The sequence below is a fragment of the Pantoea sp. 18069 genome (genome assembly GCF_902706035.1).
Classification (GTDB): Bacteria; Pseudomonadota; Gammaproteobacteria; order Burkholderiales; family Burkholderiaceae_C; genus Comamonas.
Map to the genome: position 1 here is coordinate 135922 of NZ_CACSJA010000004.1, position 21793 is coordinate 157714.

22 protein-coding genes are annotated in these 21793 nt (G+C 66.7%); 12 read left to right on the forward strand and 10 right to left on the reverse strand.

Annotated features, from left to right (window positions below):
* Positions 1 to 20 precede the first annotated feature (20 nt).
* From dbpA to dtd, 3 genes are all read left to right on the forward strand, one after another.
* Positions 21 to 1418, forward strand: coding sequence for an ATP-dependent RNA helicase DbpA (gene dbpA / locus GVL12_RS05440; RefSeq protein WP_159911655.1), 1398 nt, complete (start codon positions 21 to 23; stop codon positions 1416 to 1418).
* Between the two features lie 63 nt (positions 1419 to 1481).
* Complete coding sequence (locus GVL12_RS05445; protein ID WP_159911657.1) at positions 1482 to 2432, forward strand: cation diffusion facilitator family transporter; 951 nt, start codon at positions 1482 to 1484, stop codon at positions 2430 to 2432.
* A 4-nt stretch (positions 2433 to 2436) separates the two neighbouring features.
* Entirely contained in the window at positions 2437 to 2904 is a 468-nt protein-coding gene (gene dtd, locus GVL12_RS05450; protein ID WP_159911659.1) for a D-aminoacyl-tRNA deacylase, read from the forward strand.
* Positions 2905 to 2907: 3 nt separating this feature from the next.
* On the opposite strand, the gene GVL12_RS05455 is transcribed toward dtd, so the two are convergent.
* The 3 genes from GVL12_RS05455 to GVL12_RS05465 form a co-directional block, all read right to left on the reverse strand.
* A complete protein-coding gene (locus tag GVL12_RS05455; protein WP_159911661.1) occupies positions 2908 to 3660 on the reverse strand; it encodes a sulfite exporter TauE/SafE family protein in 753 nt (250 codons plus the stop codon).
* Between the two features lie 142 nt (positions 3661 to 3802).
* Positions 3803 to 4261 (reverse strand): rRNA maturation RNase YbeY, encoded by a 459-nt coding sequence (gene ybeY / locus GVL12_RS05460; RefSeq protein WP_159911663.1) that lies wholly within the window; start codon positions 4259 to 4261, stop codon positions 3803 to 3805.
* Between the two features lie 8 nt (positions 4262 to 4269).
* Entirely contained in the window at positions 4270 to 5241 is a 972-nt protein-coding gene (locus GVL12_RS05465; RefSeq protein ID WP_159911665.1) for a PhoH family protein, read from the reverse strand.
* Between the two features lie 48 nt (positions 5242 to 5289).
* On the opposite strand from GVL12_RS05465, the gene ruvA reads away from it, so the two are divergent.
* Positions 5290 to 5862, forward strand: a complete 573-nt coding sequence (gene ruvA / locus GVL12_RS05470) for a Holliday junction branch migration protein RuvA (RefSeq protein WP_159911667.1) — start codon at positions 5290 to 5292, stop codon at positions 5860 to 5862.
* A gap of 3 nt (positions 5863 to 5865) precedes the next feature.
* Positions 5866 to 6912, forward strand: a complete 1047-nt coding sequence (gene ruvB / locus GVL12_RS05475; RefSeq protein WP_159911669.1) for a Holliday junction branch migration DNA helicase RuvB — start codon at positions 5866 to 5868, stop codon at positions 6910 to 6912.
* Positions 6913 to 6984: 72 nt separating this feature from the next.
* Here the strand turns inward: ruvB and GVL12_RS05480 are convergent, their stop codons facing one another.
* The 7 genes from GVL12_RS05480 to GVL12_RS05510 form a co-directional block, all read right to left on the reverse strand.
* Positions 6985 to 7836: a lysoplasmalogenase gene (locus tag GVL12_RS05480; RefSeq protein ID WP_200843509.1), complete on the reverse strand. Its 852-nt coding sequence runs from the start codon at positions 7834 to 7836 to the stop codon at positions 6985 to 6987.
* An 83-nt stretch (positions 7837 to 7919) separates the two neighbouring features.
* On the reverse strand, positions 7920 to 8984 hold the full coding sequence (locus GVL12_RS05485) for an ABC transporter ATP-binding protein (protein WP_159911671.1): 1065 nt from the start codon (positions 8982 to 8984) through the stop codon (positions 7920 to 7922).
* 4 nt (positions 8985 to 8988) lie between these two features.
* A complete protein-coding gene (locus GVL12_RS05490) occupies positions 8989 to 9855 on the reverse strand; it encodes a carbohydrate ABC transporter permease (protein WP_159911672.1) in 867 nt (288 codons plus the stop codon).
* The gene (locus GVL12_RS05495) at positions 9845 to 10846 is read right to left on the reverse strand and encodes a carbohydrate ABC transporter permease (protein WP_200843510.1); all 1002 of its coding nucleotides are present in this window, start codon (positions 10844 to 10846) and stop codon (positions 9845 to 9847) included. The genes GVL12_RS05490 and GVL12_RS05495 overlap by 11 nt, the downstream gene beginning before the upstream one ends.
* A gap of 18 nt (positions 10847 to 10864) precedes the next feature.
* Positions 10865 to 12130: an ABC transporter substrate-binding protein gene (locus tag GVL12_RS05500; RefSeq protein ID WP_200843511.1), complete on the reverse strand. Its 1266-nt coding sequence runs from the start codon at positions 12128 to 12130 to the stop codon at positions 10865 to 10867.
* A 194-nt stretch (positions 12131 to 12324) separates the two neighbouring features.
* On the reverse strand, positions 12325 to 13251 hold the full coding sequence (locus GVL12_RS05505) for a TauD/TfdA family dioxygenase (protein ID WP_159911674.1): 927 nt from the start codon (positions 13249 to 13251) through the stop codon (positions 12325 to 12327).
* A 363-nt stretch (positions 13252 to 13614) separates the two neighbouring features.
* A complete protein-coding gene (locus tag GVL12_RS05510; protein ID WP_159911766.1) occupies positions 13615 to 14475 on the reverse strand; it encodes a fumarylacetoacetate hydrolase family protein in 861 nt (286 codons plus the stop codon).
* A gap of 171 nt (positions 14476 to 14646) precedes the next feature.
* Here GVL12_RS05510 and GVL12_RS05515 point away from each other — a divergent pair, with 171 nt between their 5' ends.
* From GVL12_RS05515 to GVL12_RS05545, 7 genes are all read left to right on the forward strand, one after another.
* On the forward strand, positions 14647 to 15615 hold the full coding sequence (locus GVL12_RS05515) for a tripartite tricarboxylate transporter substrate binding protein (protein ID WP_159911675.1): 969 nt from the start codon (positions 14647 to 14649) through the stop codon (positions 15613 to 15615).
* Positions 15616 to 15677: 62 nt separating this feature from the next.
* Positions 15678 to 16556 (forward strand): IclR family transcriptional regulator, encoded by an 879-nt coding sequence (locus GVL12_RS05520; RefSeq protein ID WP_159911676.1) that lies wholly within the window; start codon positions 15678 to 15680, stop codon positions 16554 to 16556.
* Between the two features lie 196 nt (positions 16557 to 16752).
* A complete protein-coding gene (locus GVL12_RS05525; RefSeq protein WP_159911678.1) occupies positions 16753 to 17961 on the forward strand; it encodes an acyl-CoA dehydrogenase family protein in 1209 nt (402 codons plus the stop codon).
* A 12-nt stretch (positions 17962 to 17973) separates the two neighbouring features.
* Positions 17974 to 18852, forward strand: coding sequence for a MaoC family dehydratase N-terminal domain-containing protein (locus GVL12_RS05530; protein ID WP_159911680.1), 879 nt, complete (start codon positions 17974 to 17976; stop codon positions 18850 to 18852).
* A complete protein-coding gene (locus tag GVL12_RS05535) occupies positions 18852 to 19727 on the forward strand; it encodes a CoA ester lyase (protein WP_159911682.1) in 876 nt (291 codons plus the stop codon). Before GVL12_RS05530 ends, GVL12_RS05535 begins: the two co-directional genes overlap by 1 nt.
* Positions 19728 to 19754: 27 nt before the next feature.
* Positions 19755 to 20915 (forward strand): CaiB/BaiF CoA-transferase family protein, encoded by a 1161-nt coding sequence (locus GVL12_RS05540; RefSeq protein ID WP_159911684.1) that lies wholly within the window; start codon positions 19755 to 19757, stop codon positions 20913 to 20915.
* Positions 20912 to 21661, forward strand: a complete 750-nt coding sequence (locus tag GVL12_RS05545; RefSeq protein ID WP_159911686.1) for an electron transfer flavoprotein subunit beta/FixA family protein — start codon at positions 20912 to 20914, stop codon at positions 21659 to 21661. Before GVL12_RS05540 ends, GVL12_RS05545 begins: the two co-directional genes overlap by 4 nt.
* Positions 21662 to 21793 lie beyond the last annotated feature (132 nt).

Consider the following 21793-nt stretch of genomic DNA (forward strand, 5'->3'; position numbering starts at 1 on the left):
GACCCGGGATAATCGGGCCCATGAACGCCTCTTCTTCCTCCGCCAGTACCGGTTTCGACACACTGGCCCTCAGCCCTGCGATGCTCGACAATCTGCAGCAGCTGGGCTACCACCAGATGACGCCCATCCAGTCCGCGAGTCTGCCGCCCGCGCTGCTGGGCAAGGATCTGATCGCCCAGGCCAGCACCGGCAGCGGCAAGACCGCGGCCTTCGGCCTGACGCTGCTGACCCGGCTCAATCCGCGCTGGTTCGCCGTGCAATCGCTGGTGCTGTGCCCGACGCGCGAGCTCGCCGACCAGGTGGCGACGGAAATCCGCCGCCTCGCCCGGGCGCACGACAACATCAAGGTCGTGACGGTGTATGGCGGCGTGCCTTCGCGCGCGCAGATCGCGAGCCTGGAAAACGGCGCGCACATCGTGGTCGGCACGCCGGGCCGGGTCATGGACCTGATGGAGCGCGGCGCGCTCGACCTGGCCGGCCTCAATACCCTGGTGCTCGACGAAGCCGATCGCATGCTCGACATGGGCTTTCATGCCGACATCGAGACCGTGGTGCGCAAGTGCCCGGCCGAACGCCAGACGCTGCTGTTCTCGGCGACCTATCCCGAAGGCATCGCCGACCTGAGCGCGCGCTTCATGAAGCAGCCCCAGCGCATCACCGTGCAGGCCCAGCACAGCGAAGGCAAGATCGCGCAGCGCTGGTACGAAGTCGCCGAAGGCCAGCGCCTGCAGGCCGTGGCCGACCTGCTGCTGCATTTCCGGCCCGAGTCGAGCATTGCCTTTTGCAATACCAAGCAGCAGTGCCGCGACCTGGTCGGCCTGCTGCAGGCCCAGGGCTTCAGCGCGCTGGCGCTCTACGGCGAGCTCGAGCAGCGCGAGCGCGACGAAGTGCTGGTGCAGTTCGCCAACCGCAGCTGCTCGGTGCTGGTCGCGACCGACGTGGCCGCGCGCGGCCTCGACATCTCCAACCTGGCCGCGGTCATCAATGTCGATGTCACGCCCGACTCCGAAATCCATATCCACCGCGTCGGCCGCACGGGCCGGGGCGATGCCGAAGGCCTGGCGCTGAACCTCGCCAGCCTCGATGAAATGGGCAACGTCGGCAAGATCGAAGTGCTGCAGGGCCGCCCTTCGAGCTGGTTCCCGCTGAGCGAACTCACGCCGGCCAGCGATGCGCCGCTGGTGCCGCCCATGCAGACCATACAGATCATCGGCGGGCGCCGCGAGAAGATCCGCGCCGGCGACGTGATGGGCGCGATGACCGCCGACTTCGGCTACACCCGCGAGCAGATCGGCAAGATCAACGTCAATGACTTCTCGACCTATGTCGCCGTCGAGCGCGGCATCGCCGGGGCCGCCGTGGCCAAGCTCAATGCGGGCCGGGTCAAGGGCAAGAGCGTGAAGGCGCGGCTTCTGTAATCCGATCCACGCCATGTTTGTGGCGCTGCTGCGCTGCCGGTCCATGTCCAGGGAGTGAATCTCATGCTCGATGAATCGGGGTGGATTTCGCCGCGCGCGGTGCGTTGGCTGAGCCCTTCCAATCTGCTGCGGGTGTCCGTCGCCGTGGCCGTATTGACGATTGTGCTCAAGACCCTGGCCTGGGCGATGACGGGCTCGGTCGGTCTGCTGTCGGATGCGCTGGAGTCGCTGGTGAATCTGGCCGGCGCGATTTTCGCGCTGACCATGGTCACCATCGCCCAGCGGCCGGCCGACGAGGACCATCCCTACGGGCATACCAAGGCCGAGTATTTTTCGGCCGGCTTCGAAGGCATCCTGGTGATGGCGGCGGCGCTGGCCATCGTCTGGGCCGCGGTGCTGCGCCTGCAGGCGCCGGCCGCGCTGGAGCAACTGGGCTGGGGCCTGGCGCTGTCGCTGGTGAGCACGGCGTTCAATGGCGCATTGGCCTGGGTGATGTTCCGCTCGGCGCGCGTACACCGTTCGGTGGCGCTCGAAGGCGATGCCCGGCATCTGCTGACCGACGTCTGGACTTCGGTCGGCGTGGTCGTGGGGCTCGTGGCCGCGCACCTCTCGGGCTGGCTGTGGCTCGATCCGGTGGTGGCGATTGCCGTCGCACTGAACATCTGCAAGGAAGGCGTGAAGCTGGTCTGGCGCTCGTCCCAGGGCCTGATGGACCAGGCGGTCGAGCCCGAGTTGCTGGCGCGCATCGAAGCCGAGCTCGCGCGGTTCAGGACCGACGAGGTGCATTTCGACCATCTGCGCACGCGCCGCGCGGGCCTGCGCAGCTTTGTCACGCTGCACATGCATGTGCCCGCCGACTGGACACTGGGCCATGCCGCGCGCCAGCGCGAGCAGGTCGAAGCTGCCTTGATGCAGACCCAGGTCGGCCTGCAGGCAACGATTGAACTGCTGCCCGAAGGGGCGGTGACCGCATTGGAAAAAGCCCAGGCCCAGCCGGGCCTGCAGAGGGAATAGCGAAATGATCAGCGTATTGCAGCGCGTACGGGAAGCGCGTGTGGAAGTCGACGGCGAAGTCTGCGGCCGGATAGACCACGGCCTGGTGGTGCTGGTCTGCGCCGAGCGCGGCGACAGCGAAGCCGAGGCCGACAGGCTGCTGGCCAAGCTGCTCAAGCTGCGCATCTTTGGCGATGACCAGGGCAAGATGAACCGCAGCGTGCAGGACGTCGCCGGCGGCCTGCTGCTGGTGAGCCAGTTCACGCTGGCCGCGGACACCGCGAGCGGCAACCGCCCGAGCTTCAAGCAGGCCGCCGCGCCCGAAGAAGGCCGGCGCCTCTACGACTATCTGGTGCAGCAGGCCCAAGCCATGCACTGCGCGCATGGCGCGGTGCAGACCGGCCGTTTCGCGGCCGACATGCAGGTGCATCTGGTCAATGACGGGCCGGTGACGGTGCCGCTGCGCATCGCGCCCCGCCTGCAAGCCGCGTGACGACTATTGCTGCCAGAAGAACAGCGCCGACATCACCAGCCCGGTGACGACAATGCCGGCGCGCAGCCAGGGCGCGGGAATGCGCCGGGCCAGGCGCGCGCCGCCGTAGCCGCCCAGCGTGGCCGCGACCATCATGCCCAGCGCCTGCGGCCATTCGACCAGGCCGCCGGCCGCGTAGACCACGACGGCAATCGCTGTGAGCAGGGCCGAGACCAGGTTCTTCATGCCGTTCATCGCCGCCAGCCGGGTCTGGCCCAGCAGGCCGAACAGCGCCAGCAGCACAATGCCCAGCCCGCCGTTGAAATAGCCGCCGTAGATGGCCACGGCCAGCATGCCCAGGCCGGCCGGCAGGAGCGCAGGCGGGCCGTCGTGGGCGGCGCCGGCCGTCCAGCGGCGCAGTTGCGGCCCGAAGGCGAACATCGCTGTCGCGGCCAGCAGCAGCCAGGGCACGACGCGGCGAAACGTCGCATCGGGCGTGACCAGCAGCAGCAGCGCCCCGGCCGCGCCGCCAAGCAGCGACAGCACGATCACGCTTTTCATTGACAGGCCCGGTGGCGACTGCACGTCCTCGCGAAAGCCCCAGGCGCCCGCCAAGTAGCCCGGCAGCAGCGCGACCGTCCCCGTGGCATTGGCGACCACGGGCGGCACGCCCGTGAACACCAGCGCGGGCAGCGTCAGAAAACTGCCGCCGCCGGCCACGGCATTCAAGGCGCCAGCGACAAATGCTGCCGCGAGCAGCAAAAACCATTCACCCATGTGATGTCCCCTGTGTTGCCGGCGTGGTCGCCGGTCATGCGCACCATCTTAGTGCGCGACCTGCGCTGGGGCGGGGAAATGCGCGACAGCGGCAACGCAAAACAGTAATGACTATTTTGCGCGGCAGCCGCCGCCGCAACGCCTATTTTTGATAAGGGTCCTCGAACCCCAGCTCGCGCATGATGTCGCTCTCATACGCTTCCATCTCCTCGGCATCTTCCTCGCCGGTCTCGTGGTCCCAGCCCTGGGCGTGCAGCGTGCCGTGGACCAGCAGGTGGGCGTAGTGCTCCTCAAGCGTCTTGTTCTGCTCGCGCGCTTCGCGCTCGACCACGGGGGCGCACAGCACCAGGTCGGCCATCACCGTGGGTTCCTGCTGGTAGTCGAAGGTCAGCACATTGGTTGCGTAGTCCTTTTGCCGGTACTGGAGGTTCAGCGCCTGGCCTTCGTCGGTGTCGACGATGCGCACGGTGATTTCGGCGTCCACGGCCAGCGCGTGGCGTATCCAGCGCGTGACCTTGCTGCGGGACAGCACCGCGCGGTGGGCCGGGGCCGCGTCGAAGCGGCCGAATTGCAGGGAGAGTTGCAGTTGTTGCAAAGACATGGGCAAATTCAATCGTCGTTGGCGCGCGAGCGGCTGCGCGACGCGGGCTGGCGGCCGCGCGCTTCGTAGGCATCGACAATGCGCGCGACCAGCGGGTGGCGCACCACGTCGGCGCTGGTGAAATGGGTCACGGCAATGCCCTTGACGCGCTTGAGCACGCGCTCGGCGTCGATCAGGCCGCTCATCGCGCCCTTGGGCAGGTCGATCTGGCTCACGTCGCCCGTGACCACGGCCTTGGCGCCGAAGCCTATGCGCGTGAGGAACATCTTCATCTGCTCGGGCGTGGTGTTCTGCGCCTCGTCCAGAATGACGAAGGCGTTGTTGAGCGTGCGCCCGCGCATGAAGGCCAGCGGCGCGATCTCCAGCACATTGCGCTCGAAGGCCTTTTGCACCTTCTCGTAGCCCATGAGGTCGTACAGGGCGTCGTAGAGCGGGCGCAGATAGGGGTCGACCTTCTGCGTCAGGTCGCCGGGCAGAAAGCCCAGGCGCTCGCCGGCTTCGACGGCCGGGCGCGTGAGCACGATGCGCTGCACGGCGCTGCGCTCGAGCGCGTCCACGGCGCAGGCCACGGCCAGGTAGGTCTTGCCCGTGCCCGCGGGGCCTATGCCCAGCGTGATGTCGTGGCTGGCGATATTCTCGAGGTACAGGTTCTGCGTGGTGGTGCGCGCGCGCAGGTCGGCGCGGCGCGTCGACAGCTGGATCGCGCCTGCCGGCGCCTCGACCAGTTCGGCGTCGCCCGCGAGCATCAGCTGCAGGTGGGCTTCGGGAATCGGGTCATCCGCCATCTCGTAGAGCGCCTGCAGCATTTCCAGCGCCTGCTGCGCGCGGGCCTTGGGGCCGTCGATCTTGAACTGCTCGTGGCGGTGGGCAATGGCCACCTTGAGCGCGGTTTCTATGGTGCGCAGGTGCGCGTCGGCCGGGCCGCAGAGGTGGCCCAGGCGGGTGTTGTGGTGGGGAGTGAAGGTGTGGCGCAGGATCACGCGGATAATTCCAGACTAGAGCTGCCAACGGGGCGGCAAAGGACTTCAATGATAGGCAAATTGACCGGCACGCTGCTGGAGAAAAACCCGCCCACGGTATTGGTGGACTGCCACGGCGTGGGCTACGAGGTGCAGGTGCCCATGAGCACCTTCTACAACCTGCCCGCGACCGGGGCCCAGGTGGGCCTGCTCACGCACTTCATCGTGCGCGAGGATGCGCAGCTGCTGTTCGGTTTTGGCACATCCAGCGAGCGCGAGACTTTCCGCGAGCTGATCAAGATCACGGGCGTGGGCCCGCGCACGGCGCTGGCCATCATCAGCGGCATCGGCGTCGAGGATCTGGCCCAGGCGGTGACGCTGCAGGAAATGGGGCGGCTGATCAAGGTGCCGGGCATAGGCAAGAAGACCGCCGAGCGGCTGCTGCTCGAGCTCAAGGGCAAGATCGGCGCCGACATGGGCTCGAAATCGCTGTTCACCAACGAGCACCAGAACGACATCCTGCAGGCGCTGCTGGCCCTGGGCTACAACGACAAGGAGGCCGCGGCCGCGCTCAAGGCCCTGCCGCCCGATATCGGGGTCAGCGACGGCATCAAGCGCGCGCTGCAGGCATTGGCAAAATAAGCCATGACCATCCATACCGACGATTTCGCGCCCGCGCCCCCGAAGCGCGCAATATCTGCCGCGCCGCTGTCGCACCATGAAGAGGCGATGGAGCGCGCGCTGCGCCCCAAGCTGCTGCAGGAGTACGTGGGCCAGGCCAAGGCGCGCGAGCAGCTCGAGATCTTCATCGGCGCGGCGAGAAAGCGCGGCGAGGCGCTGGACCATGTGCTGCTGTTCGGCCCGCCGGGCCTGGGCAAGACCACGCTGTCGCACATCATCGCCGCCGAACTCGGCGTGAACCTGCGCCAGACCAGCGGGCCGGTGCTCGAAAAGCCCAAGGACCTCGCGGCGCTGCTGACCAACCTCGAAGCCAACGATGTGCTGTTCATCGACGAGATCCACCGGCTGTCGCCCGTGGTCGAGGAAATCCTCTACCCCGCGCTCGAGGACTACCAGATCGACATCATGATCGGCGAAGGCCCGGCCGCGCGCTCGATCAAGCTCGACCTGCAGCCGTTCACGCTGGTCGGCGCGACCACGCGCGCGGGCATGCTCACCAACCCGCTGCGCGACCGCTTCGGCATTGTCGCGCGGCTCGAGTTCTATACATCCGAAGAGCTCGCGCGCATCGTCGTGCGCAGCGCGGGCCTGCTGGGCGTGCCGCTGGACGCCGAAGGCGGCTGGGAGATCGCGCGCCGCTCGCGCGGCACGCCGCGCATCGCCAACCGGCTGCTGCGGCGCGTGCGCGACTACGCCGACGTCAAGGGCGACGGCCGCATCACCCAGGACATCGCCAACCGCGCGCTGGCCATGCTCGACGTCGACCCGCAGGGCTTCGACGTGATGGACCGCAAACTGCTCGAAGCCGTGATCCACCGCTTTGACGGTGGCCCCGTGGGGCTGGACAACATCGCGGCCAGCATAGGCGAGGAGTCGGGAACCATCGAGGACGTGATCGAGCCCTATCTGATCCAGCAGGGCTATCTGCAGCGCACGCCGCGCGGGCGCATCGCGACCAAGGCGGCGTATCTGCACCTGGGCGTGGAGCCGCCCAGCGCCCCCGCGGTCTGAAGACCTGCTTCAGTTATTGCCCGCAGTCCATGCCACTGGCGCGCTCCAAGCCAGGGGCCGCCGCGCAGCGGCTCAGGCGGTGTTTCTTTTCACCGTGCAGAGCATGCCGACCACGATCAGCACCTGTGCCAGGTAGTAGCTTGACAGCACCGCCAGCTGCGCCCAGGGCAGGGGCTGCACGAAACGGTTGGTCGCGAGCAGCGAATCGCTGAGCATGAAGCTGCACGCGCCCAGCGCCACCAGCAGCGCCGCGGGCCGGTCGGCGGCAGCGGCTTCGTGCCAGCGGCCCCAGGCCTGCGCGGCCATCAGCGCGATCACCAGCACATAGGCCGCGACCGGCAGCCGCAGCGCCGCGGGCAGGCCGCCCTGCCAGAGAAACGTGTACATCGCCGCGGCCAGCAACAGCGCGAATGCGAGCGCGCTGCGCAGCGCAAACCAGCGCTGGCCCTGCTTGAACAGCGCGATATAGCAAAGATGGGCCAGCAGGAACGCCGCGAGGCCCGGTATGAACAGGCCGCGCAGCATCAGCAACACATCGCCGGCGAGCGACGCGGCCAGCGCCGCGAGCAGCAGCCAGCCGCTGCGCGTGGCGCCGTGGCGGTGCATGCTCAATGCGACGGCGAGCAGCGCGCAGACCATGGCCAGCGGTTTGAAGACCAGATGCCACTGCTGCAGGCCCAGCGCGCTGCTGGCCGTGGCGAGTGCGCCGGCCTGGAGCATGCAGGCCAGGGCCGGGCTGGCGCGCGAACGCAGCGCGGCCACGCCCGCGAGCAGGCTGGCGAGCACCGTCGCCCAGGCGATCACGAAGTGCGCGAGCGGCGGTTGTCCGGAGTCTCCCGCGAGCACGCGCCAGGCGAGCAGCAGCGCGAAGAAAATGCCCAGGGCCGGTCCGGCCCAGGCCAGTGCATAGCGGGAAAGGTGCATGCAACCCATTGTGAGGCGCGGCGGCGGCGCTGGCGATGCAGGGGAACCCTTGGGCGAGTGGGCCCCTGGCGGGCCCAGCGGGGTCAGTTCAAGCGTGCGCCCGAGGCCTGGTCGAACACGTGCAACTGGCTTATCAGCGGCCGTAGGCCCAAGGTGCTGCCCGGCCGCAGATCGACGCGCTCGCGCGACACGGCGATCACGTTCTGGCCTCCCAGCCGCGCGGCGATCTGGGTTTCCGCGCCCGTGGGCTCGAGCACCTGGACTTTGGCGCGCAGGCCCTGGTCGGCCGATGTGACCTCGAGGTGTTCGGGGCGTACACCGAGCCAGACCGCGCGGCCCGGCGCGAGCGCCAGGCCCGGGGGCATGGGCAGCAGCAGGCCGTCGTCGGTCAGCACGCGTCCGCCTTCCTGCGCGCGCCCGGCGAGCAGGTTCATCGCGGGTGAGCCTATGAAGCCCGCGACAAACGCGTTGCGCGGCCGGTCGTAGAGTTCCAGCGGCGTGCCCGCCTGCTCGATCCGGCCGTCCTTGAGCACCACGATGCGGTCGGCCATGGTCATGGCCTCGATCTGGTCGTGCGTCACATACAGCGTGGTCGTGCCCAGCCGCTGGTGCAGCGCCTTGATTTCGGTGCGCATCTGCACGCGCAGCTTGGCGTCGAGATTCGACAGCGGCTCGTCGAACAAAAAGGCCTGGGGCTCGCGGATGATGGCCCGGCCCATGGCCACGCGCTGGCGCTGGCCGCCCGAAAGCTGGGCCGGGCGGCGTTCGAGCAGCCCCTGCAGGTTGAGTATGGCCGCCACATCGTCGACGCGCTGCTTGCGCAGCGCGGGCCGCACGCCTTGCAGGCGCAGCGCGAAGCCCAGGTTCTCGGCGACGCTCATGTGCGGGTACAGCGCGTAGTTCTGGAACACCATGGCGATGTTGCGCTCGCGCGGCGCGACGTCGTTGAGGCGCTGCGTGCCCAGCAGGATTTCGCCCTCATCGACGGCTTCCAGCCCCGCGACCATGCGCAGCAGCGTCGATTTGCCGCAGCCCGAAGGGCCGACCAGGGCGACGAATTCGCCGTCGGCTATCTCCAGCGACAGCTCGTGCAGCACGGCCTGGCCCGCGTAGTGTTTGCGCAGATGGCGCAGAGAAATGGAAGCCATGGAATCAGTCCTTGACGCCGCCGGCCGTGAGGCCGCGCACGAGGTATTTGCGCACCAGCAGGGTAAAGGCCACGACCGGCAGCATGACCAGCGTGCCCGCGGCCGCGATCTTGGTCCACTCCCAGCCGTCGTACTGCAGGAAGTTGACGATGGCCACGGGCGCCGTGACGGCCTGGGTGCGCGTGAGAATCAGCGCGAAGAAAAAATCGCTCCACGAAAAGATGAAGCACAGCACGGCCGTGGAGACCAGGCCGGGCAGTGTCAAGGGCAGCGTCACATGCCAGAACGCCGACCAGACGCCGCAGCCGTCGATCCACGCGGCTTCCTCGAGCGCCGGGGGAATCGCCGCGAAGAAGCTCTGCATCAGCCAGATCACGATGGCCAGGTTGAACGTCAGGTAGATCAGCGTCAGGCCCCAGACCGTGTCGAGCAGGCCGGCCCAGCGCAGCGCGAGAAAGAACGGAATGGTGAACGCGATCGGCGGCGCCATGCGCGTGCACAGTATCCACAGCGCGACATGGCGGCGCGCGCGAAAGCGCCAGCGCGTGAGCGCATAGGCCGCGGGCACGCCTATGAGCAGCGCCAGCGCCGTGGACAGCGTGCTGGTCAGCAAGCTGTTGCCGAACGCGCGCGCGAACTGGTCCTGCCAGAGCGCGCGAAACGCGTCCAGCGTGGGCGTGAACAGCAGCGAGGGCTCGAAGGCATAGGCCGCGGGGCGCAGCGCGAGCTGCACCATCCAGAAGAACGGCAGCAGCAATACCGCGAGCAGCGCCAGCGCCGCGATGTCGCGGCCATGGCGGCGCAGCCAGCCGCGGGTGCGCGGCCGGTCGGACGGAAAGGGCGGCTCGTAGAGCGCGGCTTCAGCGTGCATCGTGCGCTCCTTCACGGCCCAGGCGGCTGACCAGCGCGCTGAGAACAAAGACCCCGGCGAGCATGACCAGCGCGATCGCGCTGCCGTAGCCCCAGAACGAGAAGTTGAAGGCCTGGATGAAACCATAGAAATTCGTGACTTCGGTCACCGTGCCCGGGCCGCCATTGGTCAGCACGTAGAGCAGCGGAAAGGCCTTGAAGCTGTCGATCAGCCGGAACAGCGCGCAGACCAGCAGCACCGCGCGGATATGGGGAAAGACGATGAAGCGGAACAGCTGCCAGCGGTTGGCGCCGTCCATGCGCGCGGCTTCTAGCGGATCGTCGGGAATCATCTGCAGCGCCGCGAGCACCATCAGCATGGTGAACGGAAACCACTGCCAGGTATCGGCCGCGACCACGGCCCACAGCGCGGTGTCGGGGTTGGCGATCAGCGAGCGCAGCGGCCAGCCCAGGGCATCCAGCGCCTGGTGCAGCGGGCTGATGTCGGGGGTGTAGAGGATCTTCCAGATCAGCGCGACGACGATGGGCGGCAACACCATGGGAATCAGGAACAGGCTGCGCACCGCGCCCAGCACCTTTGACCGGCCATGCAGCAGCAGCGCGATGCCCAGGCCCGTCAACAGCTGCAGCGTCACGCCCACGCTTGACAGCTGGAACTGCACCCACAGCGAATGCAAAAAGCGCGGGTCCTGCAGCAATTGCCGGTAGTTGCCCAGTGGGTCGCGGAAGTGGAAGGTGCCCGCGGGGTCGGTCAGGCTCAGCGGCGTGAGGCTGACGACCACCAGTGTGATCAGCGGCGCCAGCGTGATCAGCGCGAGCACGATCAGCGCCGGGTACAGGCCCCAGCCATAGGCGCGGCGCTGCTGACGCTGCCAGCTCGGCGCGGGCGCTGGGACAGGTGGCGCTGGCGCTGCAGTCCGGCTGGGCAGATAGTAGGGCTGGCCGGCCTCGCCGGCGGGCAGCGCGGGAGCGAGTGCGGGAGGCATGTGCATGGGCGCTGCGCCTTTGCGTCAGACCGCGATGCCCGAGCGCCTGAGCTCGGCCAGCGCGCCGATCTGCGCCTGCTGCATGGCCGCGGCCGCGGACTTCTGGCCGGAGACGATCAGCTCGATGGCCTTGTTGATCTGCTGGTCGATCTGCGGGTACACGGCCACCGTGCGGTACTTCATATGGCCTTGCCGGGCCGCGAGATCGATGGCTTCGGACGACAGCTTGGCGATGTCATAGCCGTTGACGCGCTGGCGCTCGCTGAAGACCTGCGACTGCATGTCGGAGCGGCGCGTGGGCGAGCCATAGCCCGCGGCCACGGCGCGCTGCGTGATCTGCTTGGACGTCGCCCAGGCGATGAACTGCCACGCGGCCTGCGCGTTCCTGCTGCCCACGGGAATGCCCAGGCCATGCACGGCCGAGCCCGGAAAGCGCCCCGCGGGCCCGCGCGGCACCGCGCCCCAGGCGGTGGTCGCTGCGACCTTGCTGCTGGCCTTGTCGGCGAGCTGCGACAGGTAGATCTGGCCCTGTATGCCCAGGTTGCTGCGCCCGCTCTTGAGCGATTGCAGCGACTGGTCGGCGGTGTACGAGACCGCGCCGTCCGGCCCGAAATCGCGCAGCAGGCGCGCGAAGTAGTCGGCCGCGGCAATCGCCTCGGGCGTGTCCAGCGTGGGGTAGAGGTCGTGCGGCGCCTTGCGGAACACATCGCCGCCAAACGCCTGCAGGAACGGCGGGAAGGTCCAGCCGTAGTGGTTGTCGGTGACGAAGCCGGCCGCGCGCTCCTTGCGGTGCACGGTCTGCACGGCGCGGCTGAAGTCTTCCAGCGTGTCGGGAAAGGCCAGGCCGGCGCTGCGCAGCACATCGAAGCGGCTGGCCGCGGCCAGCGTGACTTCGGCCGTCCACGGCACGCCATAGAGCTTGCCGTCGGCGCCGGTCTCGGGCGCGCGCGCGCCGGCCAGGAAATCATTGATGTCGAAGTCGGCCGGCGTGAGATTGCGGTTGGCGATGAACTCGTCCAGCGGCGTGAGCCAGCCCGAGTTGATCCAGCGGCTCGAATAGATGAAGGTGACGTTGACCACGTCGTAGGCGCTGCCCTTGGTCGAGAGCTCGAGGTCGGTGCGCTGGTTGTAGACGGGAAAGCCCGGCGTGTCGAAGTTCACGCGCGCGCCGGTGCTTTCCTCGAACTCGGCGATCCAGGGGCGCAGCAGCCTGGAGTAGGCGGTGCTGAACAGCGCGACATTGAGCGTCGTGCCCTGCAGCGGCTTGGCGCGCTGGGCGAACGCGGGCATGCTCCACAGGGCGCTTGCACCGAGGGCTGCGCCGGCGCGCAAAAGGGCGCGGCGGGAGCTGGCGGCCGCGCAGGAAGCCGTGGAAGCTTCAGGAGCAGGCCCTGAAACGCCCTTCGATCCTTCGGCAGGCTCAGGACTCAGGGCGAACGGTGGGGGGGCGCTGGAGTGCGGCATGGGAGTATCCGAAATCAAGTTCAGGCGCTGACCGCCGTGCGGTCGATGCTCTTGCGGCCGTCGATGGCCGTGGTGTGTTCGCCGGTCACGGTGACGCGGCGCACCACGCGGTGCTGGTCGCCGTAGTCGTTGATCGCGTAGTGCTGGGTCGCGCGGTTGTCCCAGATCGCGACATCGCCTTCGGACCAGCGCCAGCGCACGGTGTTCTCGAGCGCGACGATGCGCTGGTGCAGCAGCTCGAGCAGCGCGTTCGATTCCTGCTGGCGCAGCTGGTTCAGGCGCTTGGCGAAATGGCCCAGCAGCAGCGCGCGCTCGCCGGTTTCGGGGTGCACATGCACCACCGGGTGTTCGGCTTCGATGAGGGTGCGCCGGAAAGTCGCGCGGTACTGCGCGCGGCCGGCGATTTCTTCGGCGCTGGCCGTGGTTTGCTGGCGCGGATCGGCATAGTCGTAGTCATTGCCATGCACCGCCCAGAGCCCGTCGGCGAGCGCCTTGAGCGGCGCGGGCAGGCCTTCGTAGGCGGCGACGGTATTGGCCCAGACCGTGTCGCCGCCATGGGGCGGCAGCACCACGGCGCGCAGTATGCAGGCCTTGGGCGGCGCGGCCTTGAACGTCACATCGGTGTGCCAGGAATCGGCGCGCCCGCCATGGCGCGAGTCGAGTTCGAGAAAGCGCGTGCCATCGGGCGCGGGCACCGTGGGGTGGGCCTCGATCTCGCCCCAGAGCCGGCCAAAGGCCTGGTGGCTGGCGTCATCGAGGTGGTGCTGGCCCTTGAAGAACAGCACGCGGTGGCGCAGCAGCGCGGCGCGCAGCTGGGCGACGGTGTCGCCATCGAGCGTGCCCGACAGACGCAGCCCGCGCACTTCGGCGCCTATGCGCACGGCCAGGGGCGTGATGTCCAGCGGGCCCGACAGTTGCGTGGGCAGGGTTTCCAAAACAGCGCTCATCGGATGCTCCAAGGTAGGCGTACATGACGCAATGGAGGTTCATCCTAGGCAGGCGGCTGGCTTGGGGAAACGAATTTTCTCGTAGATCGATATCTGAAAAAAAGCGGCGTTTCAGGCCGCAGGAATTGCCTGGCCTGGGCTCAATGCCCTCGCCCCAGAAACTGCTGCAGCTCGGGCGTCTGCGGCGCGCCGAACAGCGCTTCGGGCGTGCCGACTTTGGTGCATGAACACCACGCGGTTGCTGACCTTGCGCGCGAAGTTCAGTGTGCTGCTTTGCCATTGTGCAAGCACTCGGCGATCTTCTGCTGATTGCTGAGGCTCAACTGCTGGCAGGCCGTCGGGAGCGCGCGCTGTCCCATGGCGTCACGCGCAGGGTGGCTCCAGGGCGATGGTGTTGCGCAGTGTCCCTACGCCACCCACCTCCACTTCAACCACATCGCCGTCGCGCATCAGCACCGGTGGCGTGCGCTTGAAGCCGACGCCGCCCGGTGTCCCGGTCACGATGACATCGCCCGGCTCCAGCGGCGTGAAGGTGGAGGCATAGGCGATGAGTTCGGGGATGGGGAAGATCATCATGCGGGTGTCGGCCTGCTGCATGACCTGGCCATTGAGGCGTGTGGACAAGGTGAGCAGCGGGTTGTCGCCGAGTTCGTCTGCACTCACCAGAAAGGGGCCGAAGGCTCCCGTGGCCGGGAAGTTCTTGCCGGCTGTCCACTGGGTGGAGTGGGACTGCCAGGCGCGTGCCGACGCGTCATTGTAGGGAGCGTAGCCGAACACATGCTCCCAGGCCTGCGCCGCTGGGATGCGTCGTCCGCCGCGGCCGATGACGATCGCTATCTCCCCTTCAAAATCGAGTCCTTCGGATACTTCGGGCGGAATGATGATGGGCTGCTCGTGTCCGGTTTGCGATGCTGGTAGGCGAAGGAACAAGGTCGGTTGCGAGGTGCGTGCACGGCCGGCTTCCACCCGGTGCTCCTCGTAGTTGAGTCCTACGCAGAGAATCCGTGCTGGGTCAGCCACCACCGGGCGGAACGTTTTGATGCTCGAGAGCGCGAAGGATGCAGGGCCTTGGCTCGCGAGGGCGTGCAACGCAATGGGGCCCAGTCGACGCAGGGCTTCGCCCAGGTTGCCGCACTGCGAAGCCGGCGTCAGATCTACCACGGCATCGCCGCGCACTGCGCCAATGTGGTCGGCGCCATCACGCCGGAAGCTCAGGAATTTCATGTTCAAGGAGGTGGTATGTGGACGGTGCGCGATCGTCGTGCAACGCGTCGCCGCAGGCAAGGGCATGGCCCATTTATCAGCCGGCTGAACATTGCGTCATGGGCCTTTCATCGGGCGCTTGAGTCGCCTAGCATCCTGCGGACAAGTTGTAGAACCTGGAGACATATACCAATGAAACGTCGCGTTATTCTGGTAGCCACCGCCGCTACCGTCCTGGCCTCATTCACAGTGGGCAGCTCTGCGCAGCAGGGCTATCCCAACAAGCCGATTCGGCTGGTGGTGCCTTATCCACCAGGAGGCGGCGCGGATGGCCTGGCCCGCCTGATTGCCACCAAGGTGGGGGAGAAGCTTGGACGGACGGTCGTCATTGACAACAAGCCGGGTGCCAACACCATGCTCGCTTCCAGTGAGGTGGCGCGCGCCCAGCCCGATGGCTACACGCTCTTGTATGTCGCCAGCGCTTTCGCCATCAACCCCGGCCTCTACAAAGTGCCCTACGACACCGAGAAGGCCTTCGCTCCCGTCGCCATGGTGGCCGAGGTGCCGCTGCTCATTCTTGGCAACGCAAAAGTGCCGTACAAGACGTTGCCGGAGTTGCTGGCCGCAGCCAAAGCCAGGCCGGGCAGTATCGACTATGCCTCCTATGGTCAGGGCAGTCCCGCGCATTTGGGCGGGGAGTTGCTGGCAAGCATGGCCGGAGTAGAAATGGTGCATGTGCCCTACAAGGGCAGCGCGCCCGCGTTGAACGACGTGCTGGGCGGGCAGGTGCCCGTGGCCTTCAGCAGCATCGAGCCGGCGCTGCCACTGATCCACACGAACCGCGTGAATGCCATCGCGGTGATGACTAAGAAACGCGTTGCGTCTTTGCCGGATGTGCCTGCGGTGGCTGAATTCATTCCAGGCTTCGAGGCCATAGGCTGGAACGGCATTGTTGCGCCCGCGGGTACGCCGCCGGACATCATCGCCAAGTTGAATGCCACCATCAACGAGGTCGTTCAGTCGCCGGACGTTTTGGAGAAGTACGCCAAGCAGGGGGTGGACGCCGATCCCATGTCGTCGCAAGACTTCGCCAAGCTCATCAGCGGTGAAATCGCCAAATGGTCGGGGGTGATCAAGAAAGCCGGGGTACAGGTCGAGTGAGGGGCTTCGGTCCTGCGGGAGTCAGAGGTAAACTTGGGCCGAACGAGCACGCACGGTGCAGCATGGATATCCCACAGAACCCCTTTGTCGATGACGAGCTGCCGCTGACGCAGGTGGCCGCTGAATTGCCCTATGGCAAGCCCGTAGGATCGCTTCACCGCGCGCTCGAAGTGCTGGAGCTTTTTGCCGTTGAGCAGCGCTCGCTGACGGTGGGCGAAATCGCCCAGCGCCTGGGTTATCCGCAGTCCAGCACTTCGGTGCTGCTGCATGGCCTGAGCGAGCTCGGCTACCTGCAACATGACCGGCATGCACGCACTTTCATGCCGACGCTGCGGGTCAGCTTTCTGGGAAACTGGGTGCACCAGTTGGTGCTGGCGCAGGGTAGCTTGCTGGCCTTCATGGAAATGCTGGCCAGCCGTTCTGGCCATGTCGCCATGCTGGCGATGCAGAATGGTCTGCACGCACAGTACATCCACATCGTCTCGGCACGCTCTTCGCGCGTGGGTCTCAAGCCGGGCCTGTTGCGGCCTCTGTGCCGCTCCGCCGTGGGCAAGGTGCTGCTGAGCACCCAGTCGGACGAGCAGGTGCTGCGCATGGTGCGCAACGTCAATGCCACCGACGTCGATTTCCCGCTGCCCGTCGATGGCAAGGCCTTGCTGGCGGAAATCTTGGAATGTCGTCGGACCGGCTTCGCCTTCAGCGGGGATTCGGTCACGCAGGGTTCCTCCGTGATCGCCACGCGCGTGCCGGCGGATGTGGGCGGGCAGGCGCTCGCGGTGGGCATAGGCGTGCACACCTGGCAGCGCGAGGAATTGCAGCAGTCCATCATGGACCTGCTGCACGAGGCGCTTGCCACCCATTTTCCGGCAGGCGCCAGCGGCGCCGAACGCCCGCGCGTGCAGGTGCCGCAGGCCGGCTACGCCGTCTTCAAGACTCCGTGACGCGCAGCGCAGGATAAGCGCTCAGAAAACCGTTCCTACCCCGAGCGCGATCAGCCGCCCCGGCTGCGGCGGCGCAGGCGGCGCCAACGCTGCTTTCATCAGCCCATTGATATGTCGCTGCATACCCTCGCAAGCGGCCGAAAACCGGTTGTTTGAACCTACGATGCGCTTCGAACTCAACTGTTTTCGGAGCCCCATGACTTCAACTACCCAGCATGACGCTGCAGCCGTTGCCCCCCCAGTTTCCATGCAGCTCGGAGAGGATTTCTCCGATATCCGAGATGCCGTGCGCCGCGTGTGCGTCGACTTTCCCGATGAGTATTGGCTCAACCTCGACGAGAACGAGGCCTACCCCACGGACTTCATCAAGGCCCTGACGCAGGCGGGCTTTCTGGCCGCGCTGATTCCCGAGGAATATGGTGGTTCAGGCCTGCCGCTGCGCGCCGCTGCCGTGATCATGGAGGAAGTCTGTGCCGCCGGCTGCCACGCTGCAGCCGGCCACGCGCAGATGTACATCATGGGCACGGTGCTGCGCCATGGCAGCGAAGCGCAAAAGCGCAAGTACCTGCCGCAGATCGCCTCGGGTGATTTGCGTCTGCAGGCGTTTGGCGTGACCGAGCCCACGACCGGCTCCGATACCACGCAGCTCAAGACCCGCGCGGAACGCACCGCAAACGGCTTTCGCATCAACGGCCAGAAAGTCTGGACTTCGCGCGCGCAGCATTCCGACCTGATGTTGGTGCTGGCGCGCACTACGCCGGCCTCGGACGTGAAGAACAAGGTGGACGGTGTGTCCACTTTCCTGATCGACATCCGGGAAGCGCTGGGCCGTGGCCTCACGATCCGCCCGATCAAGGCCATGGTGAACCACCATGCGACCGAAGTGTTCTTCGAGAACCTCGAAGTACCTGCCGACGCGCTCGTGGGCGAGGAAGGCAAGGGCTTTCGCTACATCCTGGACGGCATGAACGCCGAGCGCATGATCACGGCCGCCGAGGCGGTTGGCTCGACGCGTTGGTTCGTGCGCAAGGCAACGGCTTATGCCAAGGAGCGCGTGGTGTTCAAACGCCCTATCGGCGCAAACCAGGCGATCCAGTTCCCCATCGCGCAAGCGCATGTGCAGATGGAAGCGGCCGATCTGATGGTCCGTCGCGCCACCGCCCTGTTCGAAGCCGGCCAGCCCTGCGGCGCCGAAGCCAACATGGCCCGCTACCTCGCCGCCGAGTGCTTGTGGAATGCGGCCGAGGCGTGCATGCAGACCCACGGCGGGTTTGGCTTTGCCCGCGAGTACCACGTGGAGCGCAAATGGCGCGAAGCACGTCTGGCGCGCATTGCCCCGGTATCCACCAACCTGATTCTGGGCAACATCGGCCAGCATGTGCTGGGGCTCCCACGGTCGTACTGAGGGAGCGTGTCCATGCCCGAAATTGCCACGTCCTCCCGCGACATCGCCGCTGAATTCACCGATTGGATGGGTCGTTCGATCACGGTCGACGACGAGATAACCCTGCCCGCCGTGCGCCGCATGGCGGCCATGCTTGACCTCGATCCGATGGCGTTTGCCCATGGCAGCGTCATCCCGCCGCACTGGTACTCGATGTTCTTCACGCCCAATGCACGGTGTTCGGAGATCGGCCACGACGGCCATCCGCGCAAGGGTGACTTCCTGCCGCCCATCCCATTGCCCCGGAGGATGTTTGTGGGGCGCAAGGTCACTTTCCCTGGTGCATTGCACGTGGGCGATCGTGCGCAGAAGCGCTCGGAGATCGTCGGCATAAGCCAGAAGCAGGGACGCAGTGGAACGCTCGTTTTCCTGGCCGTGTGCCACACCATCGAGGTGGCTGGCAAGCCGGTGATCGTCGAACAGCAGGAAGTGGTCTATCGCGATGCGCCCAGTGGCGAGACATCGGCCGCCACGCCTGCTGCCGCACCGGCCAATGCCGCCTGGAGCGCAAGCTACGAGATGGACCCGGTCCTGGTGTTTCGCTACTCTGCTCTGACTTGGAACGGCCACCGTATCCACTATGACGCCGATTACGCACGGCGCGAGGAAGGCTACCCGGGCTGCGTGATGAATGGGGCGCTCACGCTGCACCTCGTCATTGAGGAGGCTCTGGCACGCGCCGGAGGTCGTCGGCTGGCCGGGCTCAGCGCCCGGCTGGTCAAGCCACTGTTCGTGGGCGGCACGCTGACGGTCGCGGGCGGGTCGCCCGATACAGCCACCGTGGATGCCTGGGCCGGTGACGAGCAGGGTGTGCTGGCCGCCACCTGCACGCTGCAGTTCGAGGACGCATGATGGCGGGCCGCACATTGCCCGCTTGGCGCTCGCTGATGTTCTGTCCCGCCAATGCCCAGCGCTTTGTCGCGAAGGCGCATACCCGTGGCGCGGATGCGATCATTCTGGATCTGGAGGACTCGGTCGGCACCGACGAAAAAGCGGCGGCCCGCACTGGCGTTGCGGCCGCTGCACAGACCGTCGGCCAGGCCGGCGCGGATGTGCTGGTGCGCATCAACCGTGAACTGCACTGGGCCGTGGAGGATATCGCCGCTGCCGTCGGGTCCGCAGTCTCCGGTCTGGTGCTGCCCAAGGTCATGGGTCCGGAACACGTACGCCTTCTGGCCGAAGTGGTGACAGCGCGCGAAGTGGCACTGGGCTTGCCTGTGGGTCACACGCGTTTCGTTGCGCTGGTGGAGTCCGCCGCAGCACTGGAGCAGTTGAATGCGATCGCCCGCTCCGACGCCCGCCTGGTCGCCATGGCCGTCGGCGGAGAGGACCTCGCCACCGACCTGGATGCCGAACCCAGTGCCGATTCCCTGTACGTGGCCAAGATGCTGGGTCTGCACGCCGCCCGCGCGGCAGGCATCCTGCCCATGGGCGTGCTCGCCAGCGTGGCCGGCGTTGTCGACAGCGAGCCTTACCGCGCGATGCTCCACCGCTCTCGCGCCCTGGGCTTCGCCTGCGCATCGTGCGTGCATCCGGCACAGGTTCCTCTGCTCAACCAGGCATTCGGCCCTTCCGCTGCGGAGCAGGAAAAGGCCCGTCGTCTGGTCGCGACCTACGAGGCAGGCCTTGCCCACGGCACAGGCGCCGTGCTGTTTGACGGCGCAATGATCGATAAGCCAGTGGCCGAGCGGGCCTACCGTCTGCTTGCCCGCGCGTCGGCCGCCTGAACGCGGCTCATACCCAAGGAGTTACCCATGTCCCATTCCCAGCCGTTGGCAGGGTTCACCGTGGTCGAGATCGGCCACAGCGTCGCGGCCCCTTACACGGGCTTCATTCTCGCGGGCCTAGGCGCGGAGCTGATCAAGGTCGAAAACCCCGAGGGCGGCGATGCCGCGCGCGGCTGGGGGCCGCCGTTCCATGCGGGTTCAGCGCCCCACTTCACGGCCTTCAACCGCGACAAGCAGAGCGTGAGCGTGGATCTACGCGACCCGCAGCAATGCGCGGCGCTGCGCGAGCTGATCCTGGAAAAGGCCGACGCAGTGATCTGCAATCTGCGCGCTGGCGCGGCCGAAGCATTGGGCGTGGGGCCGATCGGGCTGCGCGCGGCCAATCCAGCGCTGGTCTACTGCGAGATCGGCGCGTTCGGCCATGCCGGCCCGATGGCGGGTAAACCGGGCTACGACCCGCTGATGCAGGCCTATGGCGGGATGATGAGCATCACCGCTGAAAGCGTGGAACGGCCGCCGATCCGGGTGGGCGTCTCCATTATCGACATGGGTTCGGGCATGTGGGGCGCAATCGGCATCATGGGCGCGCTGATCGAGCGGCGCCGCACCGGTGTGGGCGCGCATGTGCGTACCTCGCTGTTCGAAACGGCGCTGGCCTGGACGGCCACGCCGATCTGCCGCCAGCAGATGAGCGGAATGCCGCAACTGCCGCAAGGTTCGGGCGCGGCCGGCATCGTGCCCTACCAGGCGTTCAAGACAAGTGACGGCTGGCTCGTGATCGGTGCGGGCAACGATGGCCTCTTCGCCAAGCTGGCCCGTGCCATGGACCGTCCGGAGATGGCGGCCGATGAGCGTTTTCGCACCAACCGTCAGCGCGTGACCCATAAGAACGAACTGCTGCCGGTGATCGAGGCTTTCGCGGCGAACTACGGCAACCAGGAACTGTCCGCACTGCTGGACGCCGCCGACGTTCCCAATGCGCCGGTGCAGACCATAGAGCAGGTGGTGAAAGACCCGCAGACGCTGGCGCTTGGCATTCTGCAGCAAGGGCCGGAAGGGGCGTTCCCCACCGTGGGACTGCCTCTCACGTTCGACGGCGAACGCCCGGCCTACCGCGAGGCGGCGCCGACTCTTGGGCAACATACGGGCGAATGGTTGCCCGTTCAGGAAAAAGAGGTGCAGCAATGAAGGTACTGGTCCCAGTCAAACGCGTCGTGGATTACAACGTCAAGGTCCGTGTCAAATCCGACGGCTCGGGCGTCGATATCGCCAACGTCAAGATGAGCATGAACCCGTTTGACGAAATCGCCGTCGAAGAGGCCGTGCGTCTGCAGGAAAAGGGCGTGGTCACCGAAGTCATCGCCGTGTCCTGCGGCGTGGCCCAGTGCCAGGAAACGCTGCGCACTGCCATGGCCATTGGCGCCGACCGTGCCATCCATGTGCTGACCGACATCGAGCTCCAGCCCCTGGCCGTGGCCAAGCTGCTCAAGGCCCTGGTCGACAAGGAACAACCCGGCCTGGTCATCCTGGGCAAGCAGGCCATCGACGACGATGCCAACCAGACCGGCCAGATGCTCGCCGCCTTGGCGAATCTGCCCCAGGCGACGTTTGCCTCCAAGGTCGAAGTCGCCGGAGGCAAGGTCAATGTGACCCGTGAAATCGACGGCGGCCTTGAAACCCTGTCGCTTTCCACGCCCGCCGTGATCACCACCGATCTGCGCCTGAACGAGCCGCGCTATGTGACGCTGCCCAACATCATGAAGGCCAAGAAGAAGCAGTTGGACTCCGTGACCCCTGAAGACCTGGGTGTCGACGTGACGCCGCGCCTGAAGACCCTCAAGGTCTGCGAGCCCGCCAAGCGCGGCGCCGGTGTCAAGGTCGCCGATGTGGCGGCGCTGGTGGACAAGCTCAGGAATGAAGCCAAGGTGATCTGAGGCTTTTCCCGTTTGCCCTGAGACCTTCGTCCGTCGAAGGCGCTTGCCCCGTTTTATAGGGCAGGCCGTTCATCCTTCAACAAGCTCTCAAGAAACAGCTTTTTTCTCCAAATAAATCAATGACTTAGAAGT

Excerpts from the sequence above, each read along its gene's own strand:
- dbpA (WP_159911655.1), top strand. The coding sequence starts at position 21 with ATGAACGCCTCTTCTTCCTCCGCCAGTACCGGTTTCGACACACTGGCC.
- GVL12_RS05445 (WP_159911657.1), top strand. The coding sequence starts at position 1,482 with ATGCTCGATGAATCGGGGTGGATTTCGCCGCGCGCGGTGCGTTGGCTG.
- dtd (WP_159911659.1), top strand. The coding sequence starts at position 2,437 with ATGATCAGCGTATTGCAGCGCGTACGGGAAGCGCGTGTGGAAGTCGAC.
- GVL12_RS05455 (WP_159911661.1), bottom strand. The coding sequence starts at position 3,660 with ATGGGTGAATGGTTTTTGCTGCTCGCGGCAGCATTTGTCGCTGGCGCC.
- ybeY (WP_159911663.1), bottom strand. The coding sequence starts at position 4,261 with ATGTCTTTGCAACAACTGCAACTCTCCCTGCAATTCGGCCGCTTCGAC.
- ruvA (WP_159911667.1), top strand. The coding sequence starts at position 5,290 with ATGATAGGCAAATTGACCGGCACGCTGCTGGAGAAAAACCCGCCCACG.
- ruvB (WP_159911669.1), top strand. The coding sequence starts at position 5,866 with ATGACCATCCATACCGACGATTTCGCGCCCGCGCCCCCGAAGCGCGCA.
- GVL12_RS05480 (WP_200843509.1), bottom strand. The coding sequence starts at position 7,836 with ATGCACCTTTCCCGCTATGCACTGGCCTGGGCCGGACCGGCCCTGGGC.
- GVL12_RS05485 (WP_159911671.1), bottom strand. The coding sequence starts at position 8,984 with ATGGCTTCCATTTCTCTGCGCCATCTGCGCAAACACTACGCGGGCCAG.
- GVL12_RS05490 (WP_159911672.1), bottom strand. The coding sequence starts at position 9,855 with ATGCACGCTGAAGCCGCGCTCTACGAGCCGCCCTTTCCGTCCGACCGG.
- GVL12_RS05495 (WP_200843510.1), bottom strand. The coding sequence starts at position 10,846 with ATGCACATGCCTCCCGCACTCGCTCCCGCGCTGCCCGCCGGCGAGGCC.
- GVL12_RS05500 (WP_200843511.1), bottom strand. The coding sequence starts at position 12,130 with ATGCCCGCGTTCGCCCAGCGCGCCAAGCCGCTGCAGGGCACGACGCTC.
- GVL12_RS05505 (WP_159911674.1), bottom strand. The coding sequence starts at position 13,251 with ATGAGCGCTGTTTTGGAAACCCTGCCCACGCAACTGTCGGGCCCGCTG.
- GVL12_RS05510 (WP_159911766.1), bottom strand. The coding sequence starts at position 14,475 with ATGAAATTCCTGAGCTTCCGGCGTGATGGCGCCGACCACATTGGCGCA.
- GVL12_RS05515 (WP_159911675.1), top strand. The coding sequence starts at position 14,647 with ATGAAACGTCGCGTTATTCTGGTAGCCACCGCCGCTACCGTCCTGGCC.
- GVL12_RS05520 (WP_159911676.1), top strand. The coding sequence starts at position 15,678 with ATGGATATCCCACAGAACCCCTTTGTCGATGACGAGCTGCCGCTGACG.
- GVL12_RS05525 (WP_159911678.1), top strand. The coding sequence starts at position 16,753 with ATGACTTCAACTACCCAGCATGACGCTGCAGCCGTTGCCCCCCCAGTT.
- GVL12_RS05530 (WP_159911680.1), top strand. The coding sequence starts at position 17,974 with ATGCCCGAAATTGCCACGTCCTCCCGCGACATCGCCGCTGAATTCACC.
- GVL12_RS05535 (WP_159911682.1), top strand. The coding sequence starts at position 18,852 with ATGGCGGGCCGCACATTGCCCGCTTGGCGCTCGCTGATGTTCTGTCCC.
- GVL12_RS05540 (WP_159911684.1), top strand. The coding sequence starts at position 19,755 with ATGTCCCATTCCCAGCCGTTGGCAGGGTTCACCGTGGTCGAGATCGGC.
- GVL12_RS05545 (WP_159911686.1), top strand. The coding sequence starts at position 20,912 with ATGAAGGTACTGGTCCCAGTCAAACGCGTCGTGGATTACAACGTCAAG.